General features: G+C 65.3%; 13 protein-coding genes. 6 read left to right on the top strand and 7 right to left on the bottom strand.

The features are described 5' to 3' along the window. A partial coding sequence (locus AC1D00_RS09945) for a L,D-transpeptidase (RefSeq protein WP_477010548.1) occupies positions 1–566 on the bottom strand: 566 nt, incomplete at its 3' end. Between the two features lie 326 nt (positions 567–892). Between AC1D00_RS09945 and AC1D00_RS09940 the strand changes: the two genes are divergently transcribed. Next, positions 893–1,216 (top strand): hypothetical protein, encoded by a 324-nt coding sequence (locus AC1D00_RS09940; RefSeq protein WP_404558938.1) that lies wholly within the window; start codon positions 893–895, stop codon positions 1,214–1,216. Positions 1,217–1,334: 118 nt separating this feature from the next. On the opposite strand, the gene AC1D00_RS09935 is transcribed toward AC1D00_RS09940, so the two are convergent. Continuing rightward, positions 1,335–2,096, bottom strand: a complete 762-nt coding sequence (locus AC1D00_RS09935) for an ABC transporter permease (RefSeq protein ID WP_271576212.1) — start codon at positions 2,094–2,096, stop codon at positions 1,335–1,337. Further along, a complete protein-coding gene (locus AC1D00_RS09930; protein ID WP_027544688.1) occupies positions 2,093–3,016 on the bottom strand; it encodes an ABC transporter ATP-binding protein in 924 nt (307 codons plus the stop codon). The genes AC1D00_RS09935 and AC1D00_RS09930 overlap by 4 nt, the downstream gene beginning before the upstream one ends. Before the next feature lie 276 nt (positions 3,017–3,292). Here AC1D00_RS09930 and AC1D00_RS09925 point away from each other — a divergent pair, with 276 nt between their 5' ends. Then, on the top strand, positions 3,293–4,012 hold the full coding sequence (locus AC1D00_RS09925; protein ID WP_477010547.1) for a hypothetical protein: 720 nt from the start codon (positions 3,293–3,295) through the stop codon (positions 4,010–4,012). A gap of 109 nt (positions 4,013–4,121) precedes the next feature. On the opposite strand, the gene AC1D00_RS09920 is transcribed toward AC1D00_RS09925, so the two are convergent. After that, complete coding sequence (locus AC1D00_RS09920) at positions 4,122–4,973, bottom strand: alpha/beta fold hydrolase (protein ID WP_477010546.1); 852 nt, start codon at positions 4,971–4,973, stop codon at positions 4,122–4,124. Positions 4,974–5,037: 64 nt separating this feature from the next. Then, positions 5,038–5,733, bottom strand: a complete 696-nt coding sequence (locus AC1D00_RS09915) for an alpha/beta fold hydrolase (protein ID WP_477010545.1) — start codon at positions 5,731–5,733, stop codon at positions 5,038–5,040. 120 nt (positions 5,734–5,853) lie between these two features. Between AC1D00_RS09915 and AC1D00_RS09910 the strand changes: the two genes are divergently transcribed. Both AC1D00_RS09910 and AC1D00_RS09905 read left to right on the top strand, forming a co-directional pair. Next, positions 5,854–6,471, top strand: coding sequence for a CGNR zinc finger domain-containing protein (locus AC1D00_RS09910; RefSeq protein ID WP_404553694.1), 618 nt, complete (start codon positions 5,854–5,856; stop codon positions 6,469–6,471). Between the two features lie 204 nt (positions 6,472–6,675). Further along, on the top strand, positions 6,676–7,620 hold the full coding sequence (locus tag AC1D00_RS09905; protein WP_477010544.1) for a LysM peptidoglycan-binding domain-containing protein: 945 nt from the start codon (positions 6,676–6,678) through the stop codon (positions 7,618–7,620). 40 nt (positions 7,621–7,660) lie between these two features. On the opposite strand, the gene AC1D00_RS09900 is transcribed toward AC1D00_RS09905, so the two are convergent. Continuing rightward, positions 7,661–8,734, bottom strand: coding sequence for a tartrate dehydrogenase (locus tag AC1D00_RS09900; protein ID WP_477010543.1), 1,074 nt, complete (start codon positions 8,732–8,734; stop codon positions 7,661–7,663). A gap of 21 nt (positions 8,735–8,755) precedes the next feature. Next, positions 8,756–10,054, bottom strand: coding sequence for a D-galactonate transporter (locus tag AC1D00_RS09895; RefSeq protein ID WP_135175876.1), 1,299 nt, complete (start codon positions 10,052–10,054; stop codon positions 8,756–8,758). Between the two features lie 166 nt (positions 10,055–10,220). Between AC1D00_RS09895 and AC1D00_RS09890 the strand changes: the two genes are divergently transcribed. Then, positions 10,221–11,138, top strand: coding sequence for a LysR family transcriptional regulator (locus AC1D00_RS09890; protein WP_477010542.1), 918 nt, complete (start codon positions 10,221–10,223; stop codon positions 11,136–11,138). Positions 11,139–11,176: 38 nt separating this feature from the next. After that, the coding region (locus AC1D00_RS09885) for an aspartate dehydrogenase (protein ID WP_477010541.1) at positions 11,177–11,679 on the top strand (503 nt) is incomplete at its 3' end.

The raw sequence follows: 11,679 nt of genomic DNA, 5'->3' as shown, positions 1-11,679 counted from the left end.
ATGTAGCGGCGGGCGGGCTGCGCCGGCGGCGCCAGATTCACGGGATCGCCTGATGTGGCGTATTGCTCTTCGGCCGGCTGCGGGGCGCGGGCCACGGCATTGTTGGTGCGGCCGCGCGGATTGCGCGCCAGCGCCACCTGCGCCGAGCCGGTCAGCGTCACCGTGGTATTGAGCACGCCCTGCTGCTGCACCAGCGCATAGAGCGTCGATGCGTTCTGGCGCGACAGCCGCACGCAGCCATGGGAGGCCGGCGCGCCGAGCCGGCCGACCGAGTCCGTGCCGTGGATGGCGTGCCCGATCTTGGTGAAGAAGATCGCGTGCGGCATCGGCGCGTCGTCGAATTCCTTGGAGTAGTGATCCTCTTCCATGCGGAAGGCGCGGAACGCTCCGTTCGGCGTCTCGCGCGAAGGAATGCCCGTCGACACCGGCCAGCGATAGCGCGCGACGCCGTCGACGGCGACGGTCATCTGCTGATTGTCCTTGTCGACGGTGATTTCGACCTTGGCCTGTGCGGTGCCCGCGCTCAAAAGCAGCAGGGATGTGAAAGCAATAAAAAACGAACGCATCTGAAAACGCATTTGAGTTCTGGCCTCCGGCCTGTTCACGCAAGCGCCGCGGCTCTCCGTCCCCCGGCGTGCACTATGCCTGCAATCCGGCTTTCGTTCCAGCAGCCGGCCCAGCCATCGTTAACGTGATGCCGGGCGTAAGCAAGGCCGCTTTGTGCCGCGCCGCCCGCGGCGATGCTGACATTTTCGCGAGCGGAGACGCGTTCACGACGCCGACAATTCGTCACAAAGGCGCAACCATTTGGCCGCTCCGTGCGTTGATGATCGCCTGCCTGACAGGCGGTTTTCGCCGCCGTTTACCTCGTGTATTTCCCTTGGGATCGAAGATGAACAAAGTCCGTATCGCCGCTGCGCCGTTGCCGGCCGGTTTACTTGTCCGCCTGCTTTTCGCAGCCGCCGCCATCCTGCTCGCACTGTTATCGCTGCCGCAAGCTGGCCATGCCCAGGGTATCGTGCGCGGTGCGCAGGAAGGCGCCCATGAAGGCAACCGCATTGCCGGCCCGGTGGGCGGTGTGGTCGGAGGCGCGGTCGGCGCCGGTGTCGGCGGTGCCGTGGGCGCGGTCGAGGGCGTGCTCGGCATTCCCCACCGTCACTACCGCCATTGCCGCGGTTATTATGACGGCTATCACCGCTTCCATTGCTATCGATAGCCGCTGGTCATTCCGGGGGCGCGACGAAGTCGCGAGCCCGGACTCCATTCATCCACCAACCCTGTCGCACGATGGATTCCGGGCTCGTGCTTCGCACGCCCCGGAATGACGGCAAGGGTCAATTCTTCAGCCGGTACCCGGTGCGGAAAATCCACCAGATCGTGACCAGGCAGATCACCAGGAACGCTGTCGTCATGCCGATGCTGACGGATACGCTCACGTCCGCAATCTCGTAGAAGCTCCAGCGGAAGCCGGAGATCAGATAGACGACCGGGTTGAGCAGCGCCACCGTGCGCCAGGTGGGCGGCAGCATGTCGATGGAATAGAAACTGCCGCCAAGGAAGGTCAGCGGCGTCACCACCAGCATCGGGATCATCTGCAGCTTCTCGAACCCGTCGGCCCAGATACCGATGATGAAGCCGAACAGGCTGAACGTCACCGCCGTCAGCACCAGGAAGGTCAGCATCCAGACCGGATGGTGAATATGCAACGGAACGAAAAGCCCGGCGGTGGCGAGGATGATCAGGCCGAGGATGATCGACTTGGTCGCGGCGGCGCCGACATAGCCGAGCACGATCTCGAAATAGGAGATCGGCGCCGACAGGATCTCGTAGATCGTGCCGGTGAATTTCGGGAAGTAGATGCCGAACGAGGCGTTGGCGATGCTCTGCGTCAGCACCGAGAGCATGATCAGGCCCGGCACGATGAAGGTGCCGTAGCTGACGCCCTCGACCTGGCTGATGCGCGAGCCGATCGCGGCGCCGAACACCACGAAATAGAGCGAGGTGGAGACCACCGGCGAGACGATGCTTTGCAGCAGCGTGCGCCAGGTGCGTGCCATTTCGAACAGATAGATGGCGCGGATGGCGCGGTGATTCATGACGTCCTCACGAGATCGACGAAGATGTCCTCGAGCGACGATTGCGTCGTGTCGAGATCGTTGAAGCGGATGCCGGCGGTGCGCAGGTCGCTGAGCAGGCTGGTGATGCCGGTGCGCTCGCCCTTGGTGTCGTAGTCGTAGACCAGCGTCGCGCCGGAATCGCAGAGGTCGAGCTCGTAATGGCCAAGGCTCTCCGGCAGCGAGGTGATCTTGTTCTGCAAATGCAGCGTCAGTCGCTTCTTGCCGAGCTTCTGCATCAAGGTCGCCTTGTCCTCGACCAGCACGATCTCGCCCTTGTTGATGACGCCGATGCGGTCGGCCATCTCCTCGGCTTCCTCGATGTAGTGCGTGGTGAGGATGATGGTGACGCCGGACTGCTGCAGGGTGCGCACCACCTCCCACATGCCCTTGCGCAGCTCGACGTCGACGCCGGCGGTGGGCTCGTCCAGGAACAGGATCTGCGGCTCGTGCGAGAGCGCCTTGGCGATCATCACGCGGCGCTTCATGCCGCCGGAGAGCGTGATGATCTTGCTGTCCTTCTTGTCCCACAGCGAGAGGTCCTTGAGCACCTTCTCGACATGATCAGGGTTCTTCGGCTTGCCGAACAGGCCGCGGGAGAAGCTCACGGTCGCCCACACGCTCTCGAAGGCGTCGGTGTGGAGTTCCTGCGGCACGAGGCCGATCAGCGAGCGCGCCTTGCGGTAGGAGGTCTGGATGTCCTCGCCGCCGACGAGGACCTTTCCCTCGCTCGGATTGGCGATGCCGCAGATGATCGAGATCAGCGTGGTCTTGCCCGCGCCGTTGGGCCCGAGCAGCGCGAAAATCTCGCCGCGCTTGATATCGAGATTGACGTTCTTGAGCGCCTTGAAGCCGGACCCATAGGTCTTCGACAGATTGGCGACGGAAATGATGGATGACATGATGGCCGGCGGGATGGGGAAGGGAGGCTGGAACCCGCCCGGGCGGGCAGGTCAGCGGGTGCCCTGACATAGGAATGCCCTTGCCGGGTCGCAATTGGCCGGAGAAAAATGGTCTCAAAACAGGCCCTTCGGTGGCAGGTTCCGGGCAAGTGTTGCGCGATGGTCACGGCCTGCGGCTAAGATTGCCGCTCACGCGGCTCTTTGTTGCGTCTGCGAGCGGGCCATGGCTACGATTCCGGCCGATCGCAAAGCGTATTGTCCCCAGGGAATCCATCGATGAGACCGAACGGCCGTCACACCGCCGGCGCCAGCCAGTTGCCCGCCATCCGTGCGTGGGCGATGTGCCTGCTCCTGCTGTCAGCTGTTGCCATGAGTCCGACCACCGCGAAGGCGGCGCCGACGAGCCAGGCCGCGGCCGCGACCACGCATGTCTACCTGCTCCGCGGCGTGCTCAACATCTTCTCGCTCGGGCTCGACACGATCGGCTCCCGGCTCCAGGCGCAGGGCATTCCCGTAACGGTTGCCAATTTCGTGTCCTGGTCCTCGCTCGCCGATGAGGCCGCGACCGCCTACAAGGCCGGCCGCATCAAGACCATCGTCCTGGTCRGCCATTCCTCGGGCGCGACCGCGCTGCCGGACATGATCGCCAAGCTCAACCAGCTCGGCGTGCCCGTGAAGCTCGCGATCGGACTCGATTCCGTGTTCAAGACCAAACTCTCGACCGGCGCCGAACGCTACATCAACATCTATATCGGCGATGGTCCCGGTGAGCCGGTGCGGGCCGCGGCCGGCCTGCGCGGCAAGCTCGACAATGTCGACGTGCGCGGCACCGGCGTCGGCCACATCTCGATCGACAAGAACGAGGCGATCCAGCGCCGCGTCATCGCCGAGATCGACGCCGCGATCATGCGCTCGCGCGCCCCGGCACCGGTTGCCGAACCCGGCGCGCCCAGGCAGGCGCGCTCGGCGGCAGCGACGGCGCCGGCCAGGAACTAAGGCGCGTTTGCGCGACGGGCTGCTGTCCGTCGCGCAGCGATCTTTCCGGCAAGCGCAGAGATCGCGAGGGGCGGCAGTGAGCGTGTGCGCGTCATCCTGCGCTCCCTCGTCATCTCATGAAGGCGCGAATGGCATCCGCGATCTCGCCTGCATGCGTTTCCAGCGCAAAATGACCGGTGTCGAAGAACTCCACGACGGCGTTGGGATTGTCGCGCTTGAACGCTTCGGCGCCGGGCGGAATGAAGAACGGATCGTTCTTGCCCCAGACCGCGAGGAACGGCGGCTTGTGCTTGCGAAAATACTCCTGGAATGACGGATAGAGCGCGACATTGCTCCTGTAGTCGCCGAACAGATCGAGCTGGATATCGTCGGAGCCCGGACGCGCCAGGTAGAAGTTGTCGAGGTTCTGGCCGTCTGGCGACACCATGGTCGCATCAGGGACGCCATGGGTGTACTGCCAGCGTGTCGCCTCCGGCACGAGGAAAGCGCGCAGCGCATCGCGGTTGGCCGGCGACGGATCCTGCCAATAGGCCTTGATCGGTGTCCAGCCGTCGCTGAGGCCATCCTCATAGGCGTTGCCATTCTGCGAGATGATCGCCGTGATCCGCTCAGGATGGCGCAACGCGAGCCGGAAACCGGTCGGCGCGCCGTAGTCGAAGACATAAACGGCGAAGCGATCGAAGCCGATCACTTCGGTGAACCGCTCGATCACCCGCGCGATATTGTCGAATGTGTAATTGAATGTTTCGCGCGCGGGCATGTCGGACTGGCCGAAGCCGGGAAGGTCCGGGGCGACGATGTGAAACTTGTCCGCAAGCAGCGGGATCAAGTCGCGGAACATGTGGCCGGCGCTCGGGAAACCGTGCAGTAGCAGAAGCTTCGGCGCCCCCGAAGGCCCGGCCTCGCGATAGAAGACCTTGAATCCGTCAACGTCGGCGGTGCGATATCGGGTGGAGGTCATGGCAGTCTCCGTTCCTGGCAAGGGATGTTGTTGACATGAGTGGGTTTGCTGGACGTCGGGCGCGCTAATTGCCGCTCACGGCGCGGACCGCGTCGCGAATGATATCGGCAACAGCCGCGGGCGCCGTGACGCTGGGCGTGTGATCGACGGCGAGCGTTCGGATGTTCGCCTTCATGCGTTCCGCCATGAAGCGCTGCGTCTCGGGCACGATCATGCGGTCCTGCTCGGCGATCAGGTACCAGCTCGGAACGTCCTCCCACAGCGGGCGGCCGGCCGGGACCGTTATGCAATTCAGCGAGATAGGCCGCTGCACGGATGCGAGCACAGTGTGATCCTGCGCTGAAGCGTTCTGTGCGAATGCCGCTGCAAAGGCATTCTCAGGCAACCAGATCAGGCCATTGTCATCGGGAGCAAGCTTTGGCGCCTGCGGGTGGGGGACAAGGCGATAGAACACGTCGGCAACCTTCTCCCCCTCCTCGGGCGCAAGGGCTGCGACATAGACCAGCGCCTTCACGCGCGCCGGACGCGCAAGTGCGATGACGGCGCCGGCATAGGCGTGCCCGGCAATCACGACCGGGCCTTCAATGCGATCGAGGCTCCGGTTGAGTGCCGCGACATCGTCGGCAAGGGAGGTCAGTGGAAGCGGCGCCGCGTGCGCCTTGATCCCCTCGGCCTCGAGCGCGGTGATGACCCGTGCCCAGCTCGATCCATCCGCCCACGCCCCGTGAGCCAGGACCGCCGTCACACTGTCTCTAGCCATCGCCGCCTCCTGAGTAACCTGTAAAATAGCGTCAGTTAGGTTATGTCTGTGATGCGTAACTTGTCAACGTGAATTTAACAGGTTATGTGGGGAATGTTCCGTTTTGGCTGGGGAGCCCACATGTCACGTAGACCGCCCGCCATGTTCGTCGCCGACTCGCTTGGCCTCGATTTTCTCAATTCGATCGCCACGCCGGTCGATACGCCCGTCGATTGGATCGACGATGGCGATGGGCTGATCGACTGGCTCGCTCAGGCGAGGCTCGTTGCAGTCGATGAGCTCGATGCGATGAAGGCGCGCGCCTTGCCTGGCGAGCTGGACAAGGTCGCGGACCAGGCCCGCGCCTTGCGCGAGTGGTTTCGCGGCTTTGTGGTTGAGCATGCAGGCCGGCCGCTCAGCGTGAAGGCGCTGCAGGAGCTCGGGCCGCTGAACAGCCTCCTGGCGCGCGACGACTCGTTCCGACAGATCGCGCGACGCCAGGGTGCGGGCGGGCTTGCGCTGCAAAGAATGCGGCACTGGCGATCGCCCGAATCCCTGCTCTTGCCGGTCGGCGAAGCGCTGGCGAAATTCGTCTGCGACGAGGACTTTTCACACGTGAAGGCGTGCGAGGGCCATAACTGCACGATGCTGTTCGCCGACCACACCCGCAGACGCGCGCGACGATGGTGCTCGATGGCGATCTGCGGCAACCGGGCCAAGCAGGCTGCGCACCGCAGCCGGCTCAAGAGCAGGCACTGACCGACGGCAGCGCTACCTGCGGCGCAGCCCAGGCTGGGCACGTTCGCCGAGGATCTGCGTCCGGCTCGGCGTGCGCATCGAGGCTGCTCATGGCTCAGCGGGATGCGACAATTTCCGTGGTTCCGTGCCCCAAATTCCACCCAATCGGTGGTCACTAAGCCCCAGGGGGAGGCTACGGCCTCCCGTGGTGGGACTGCTCGACTGATGCTTGATCCAAGGCGAATTTTCGTGCTGGCAGCGGTTGCGCTGCTCGCCTTGAGCACCGGCGCGGCCGTTGCCTCACCCCCCAAGTCAAAGCCCGCCGCGGTCGCACCCGTCGCTCCGCCGCCACCTCCGCCGGCCGAACCGCTGCCGCCGCCAAAAATCTACCTGTTCCGCGGCGCCATGGGGCCGATCTTCTCGACCGGCATGGACCGGCTCAGCGAGAAGCTGACCAAGGCCGGCTTCTCCGCCGACGTCTACGAATTCACCATCTGCCGATGGATCGGCGATCGCGCCATCACCAGCTACAAGGAGAGCCCGGCGCCGATCGTGCTGATCGGTCACTCCATGGGCGGGCTGTGCTCGATCGTCATCTCCGAGATGGCGGCCAAGGAGAACATCCCGATCAGCCTCGTCATCGCCATCGATCCCGCGCATGCGACCGGCGACGTGCCGCTCAATGTCGAGCGCTTCATCAACATCTTCCTGTCCGACAGCGTGCTCGGCGGCGGCGATGTCGTGGCCGTGCCCGGCTATCGCGGCCATTACGCGAGCTACGATCTCAAGGAGAACAGCCGCGTCTCGCATATCAACATCGAGAAGTCCGACGACATCCATCGCCAGATCGTCGAGATGGTGACGCAGCTGCCGCGTATCCCCGCGCAGCCCCATGCCGATGCCGTGCCGCTGCGCTATCTCGTGCCGGCGAACAGCTTGGTGGAATTGTGGGACTCCGGCATGCGGGTGCCGGTACGCCGCGGCGACACCATGGAGAGCATCGCCGCAGCCAATCGCGTGCCGCTGTGGTCGATCGCGCAGAGCAACTCGCTGGCAGAGAACGCACAGCTCACGCCCGGCCAGTCCATCGTCGTCCCGCGCCATCTGACGCCGCCGGAGCCGACGGCAGCGATGGCAGCGCCGCCGCCCGCGCCGGCGGGGCGGAAGTAGTTGTTCTTCGCCTCTCCCCGCAAGCGGGGAGAGGAGACGATCAAACATTCGACCCGTGGATCGCGTCGATGACAGCGTCGGTGACCTCCTTCGTCGTCGCCTTGCCGCCGACATCGGGCGTCAGCACGCCGGCTGCGCAGACGCGTTCGACGGCCGTCATCAGCCGCACCGCGGCGTCCTTCTCGCCGAGATGTTCGAGCATCTGCGCGCCGGTCCAGAAGGTCGCGACCGGGTTGGCGATGCCCTTGCCGGTGATGTCGAAGGCCGAGCCGTGGATCGGCTCGAACATCGAGGGGAAGCGGCGCTGCGGATCGATGTTGCCGGTCGGCGCGACGCCGAGGCTGCCCGCGAGCGCGCCGGCAAGGTCGGAGAGGATGTCGGCGTGCAGGTTGGTCGCCACGATGGTGTCGAGGCTCTTCGGATGCAGGGTCATGCGCACCGTCATGGCGTCGACCAGCATCTTGTCCCAGGTCACATCGGGGAATTCGCCGGCGACCTCGGCCGCGATCTCGTCCCACATCACCATGCCGTGGCGCTGCGCGTTCGACTTGGTCACGACGGTCAGGAACTTGCGCGGACGCGACTGCGCGAGCTGGAACGCGTAGCGCATGATCCGCGTCACGCCGACGCGGGTGAAGACCGCAACTTCCGTGCCGACTTCTTCGGGCAGGCCCTTGTGGGCGCGGCCGCCCATGCCGGCATATTCGCCTTCGGAGTTCTCGCGCACGATCACCCAGTCGAGATCGCCGATGCCGACATTGCGCAGCGGCGAGGCGACGCCCGGCAGGATCTTGGTCGGCCGCACATTGGCGTATTGGTCAAAGCCCTGGCAGATCGGCAGCCGCAGGCCCCACAGCGTGATGTGGTCGGGCACGTCGGGCGCGCCGACCGCGCCGAAATAGATCGCGTCGAACTTCTTCAGCTCCGTGAGGCCGTCGGCCGGCATCATCACGCCGTGCTTCTTGTAATAGTCCGAGCCCCAGTCGAAGGTCTTGACGTTGAAGGCAAGGTCGCCGCTGCGCTTGGCCAGCGCCTCCAGCACGCGGACACCGGCCGAGATGACCTCGGGGCCGATGCCATCGGCGGGAATTGCTGCGATCGAATGGGTGCGCATGAAAATGCTCCGTTTGAGAGATCAGTGGGATTGCGGGACGGGTTCGACGGGCGCGGTCTGCGCACGCGACAATAGCAGGGTGAGGACCGCGGAGAGAACGAGCAGGCCGGCGACGAAGTAAAGCCCGCCATTGAAGCTGCCGGTTTGGTCCTTGATCCAACCGATCATGGCAGGCCCGACGAAGCCGCCGAGATTGCCGATCGAGTTGATGGTGGCGATGCCGGCTGCGGCCGCGGGACCGGACAGGAACAGCGTCGGCATGCTCCAGAGCGGCGGTTTTGCCGAGGAGATGCCGATGTTGACGAGCGCAAGCGCAACCAGCACGGCGACGACGCCGGTCGCAAGGCCGGCATAGGCGAGCCCGGCCGCGGCGATCAGGCAGGCCCACACGACGTGCCAGGTGCGCTCGCCGGTGCGGTCCGAGTGTCGTGCCCACAGGATCATGGCGACCACCGCGGCGGTTGCCGGCAGTGCGTTGAGGAAGCCGACCTGAAGCGAGGACAGGCCGAACTGCTTGATGATCTGCGGCGCCCAGACGCCGAGCGTGTAGAGGCCGGCCGAGGTGCCGAAATAGATCAGCGCCAGCGCCAGAACACGCGGATCGGCAAGCCCGCGCCAGATGCTGTGGCTCGCGGTTGCGGCCTTGCTGGTGGTCTCCGCGTTCATAGTCTCAATCAGCCAGCGGCGCTCGTCATCGGCGAGCCATTTCGCTTTCTCGGGACGATCGGTGAGGAAGCCGAGCACGACGAAGCCGAGCAGCACGGCCGGCAGCGCCTCCAGCACGAACAGCCATTGCCAGCCCTTGAAGCCGAGCAGGCCGTCCATCTCCAGCAGCGCGCCTGATATCGGCGATCCCAGCACGGTGGAGAGCGGCGCTGCCGCCATGAACAGCGCGGTCACCGCGGCGCGCTGGCGCGCCGGGAACCAGTAGGAGAGGTAGAGGATGATGCCGGGAAAGAAGCCGGCTTCGGCGACGCCGAGCAGGAAGCGCAGCACGTAGAAGCCGGTCGGCCCTTGCACGAACGCCATTGCCGCCGAGACGAGGCCCCAGGTGATCATCACCCGCGCGATCCAGATCCGCGCGCCGATCTTGTGCAGGATGATGTTGGAGGGCACCTCGAACAGGAAATAGCCCCAGAAGAAGATGCCGGCGCCGAAGCCGTAGACCGCGGGCGACAGGCCGATGTCCTTGTTCATCGTCAGCGAGGCGAAGCCGATATTGACGCGGTCGATGAAGGCCACGAAGTAGAGCAGCATGATGAAGGGAACGATGCGCCAGGTGATCTTGCGCAGCACGCGCGTCTGAATCTCGCTCGCCACCCTGGCCTCCCCTCGAGTTCCGATTGTTGTTGTGCGGCGGGCCCGGAGGTCTACGCCGGCCATGAGCGTAGGCGGGGGGAGGAGGCATACTCAATCGGCACTGGTTTATACAAAAAAATGATATAATCCTCGCTAGGTGAAGCGCACGGGGCGAGGGGGGTCCGGGATGGAATTGCATCAGTTGCGATGCTTCGTGGCGGCGGCCGAGCAGCTGCATTTCGGCCATGCGGCGCAGCAGCTCCAGATGCTGCCGTCCGCGCTCGGGCGCCAGATCAGGCTGCTGGAAGAGGATCTGGGCACGCGGCTGTTCGCGCGGACCACGCGCGCGGTGTCGCTCACCGAGGACGGCGCCACGCTGTTGCGCGATGCCCGTGCCATCCTCGCCAAGGTCGAGGCGGTCGAGAATAACTTACGCAACCGCTCGCGTGCGGGGGCCGCGCGCCGGCTGCGGGTCGGCGCCATCGACAGCGCGGCGGCGGGATTGCTGCCGCCGCTGCTGCGCGATTTCCGCGACAGGCATCCTGACATCGCGGTGCAGCTCCTCGAGGACAAGACCGTCCGGCTGCTGCCCAAGATCCTGACCGGCGCGCTCGATCTCGCTTTCGTCCGCCCGCCTCACAGCGCGGACAAGCGGCTCGAATTCCGCGATCTGCTCCAGGAGACCGCCATCGTCGCGTTCCCGCAGCGCCACGCGCTCGCCGAGCGCAAGTCGATCACGCTGGCGCAGATCGCCGACGAGGCCATGCTGGTGCCGGACCGCCGCTCGCGGCCGCACAGCCATGACCTCACCATCAAACTGTTCGAGCAGGCCGGATTGACGCCGCGCATCGTGCAGGTCGCCGACGAGAAGCAGACCATCATCCAGCTGGTGGCAACGAAGCTCGGGGTCGCGATCGTGCCGCGCTGGACCACGCGAATGGCGGTGTCGGGCGTGCGCTTCGTGCCGCTCAGGCCGAAGCAGAGCGGCCCGGTCGGCCGGCTGCCGCTCGCCGCCGCCTGGTTGCGCGGCTCGCGCGATCCGGCCCGCGATGCCATGCTGGCGGTGCTCGAGGCGCGCCTGCGCAGCTATGCGCGCGAGGCCTGAGGGACTATGACATTGACGTGGATAGAAGGTGGAAGGTGATGACGGATCAGAAAGCTTCGCGCGAATTGCGGGTGGCCATCGCAGGCCTGGGCTCGATCGGCACCAAGATCGCGACCGCGCTCGATCAGGGCATCGAGGGGCTGACACTGTCCGCCGTCGCCGTGCGCGATCCCGCCAAGCATCAGGCATTCCTCAACGGCCTGCGTCGCGCGCCGCAGGTTTTGCCGATCGACCAGCTCGGTGAGGCCGCCGACATCGTGGTCGAGTGCGCACCGAGCAGCCAGCTGCGCGCGATCGTCGAGCCGGCAGTGAAGCGCGGCAAGGCCGCGGTCGTCGTCAGCGTCGGCGGGCTGCTCGACAATTTTGATCTGGTCGATCTTGCCCGTGCCAATGGCGGCCGCATCATCGTGCCGACCGGCGCGCTGATCGGGCTCGACGCCGTCAACGCCGCGGCCATCGGCACCATTCATTCGGTGAAGATGGTCACGCGCAAGCCGATCGACGGGCTGAAGGGCGCGCCCTTCATCGTCCAGAACAACAT

The sequence above is a fragment of the Bradyrhizobium sp. P2_E8 genome, assembly GCF_056403875.1.
Note: the sequence above shows the minus strand (reverse complement) of the source record. Positions and strands in the feature narration are given on the sequence as shown.

Bases quoted from the DNA above. Each gene is read 5' to 3' on its own strand.
- AC1D00_RS09890 (WP_477010542.1), top strand. From the start codon at position 10,221: ATGGAATTGCATCAGTTGCGATGCTTCGTGGCGGCGGCCGAGCAGCTG.
- AC1D00_RS09940 (WP_404558938.1), top strand. From the start codon at position 893: ATGAACAAAGTCCGTATCGCCGCTGCGCCGTTGCCGGCCGGTTTACTT.
- AC1D00_RS09920 (WP_477010546.1), bottom strand. From the start codon at position 4,973: ATGACCTCCACCCGATATCGCACCGCCGACGTTGACGGATTCAAGGTC.
- AC1D00_RS09915 (WP_477010545.1), bottom strand. From the start codon at position 5,733: ATGGCTAGAGACAGTGTGACGGCGGTCCTGGCTCACGGGGCGTGGGCG.
- AC1D00_RS09905 (WP_477010544.1), top strand. From the start codon at position 6,676: ATGCTTGATCCAAGGCGAATTTTCGTGCTGGCAGCGGTTGCGCTGCTC.
- AC1D00_RS09930 (WP_027544688.1), bottom strand. From the start codon at position 3,016: ATGTCATCCATCATTTCCGTCGCCAATCTGTCGAAGACCTATGGGTCC.
- AC1D00_RS09935 (WP_271576212.1), bottom strand. From the start codon at position 2,096: ATGAATCACCGCGCCATCCGCGCCATCTATCTGTTCGAAATGGCACGC.
- AC1D00_RS09910 (WP_404553694.1), top strand. From the start codon at position 5,854: ATGTCACGTAGACCGCCCGCCATGTTCGTCGCCGACTCGCTTGGCCTC.
- AC1D00_RS09900 (WP_477010543.1), bottom strand. From the start codon at position 8,734: ATGCGCACCCATTCGATCGCAGCAATTCCCGCCGATGGCATCGGCCCC.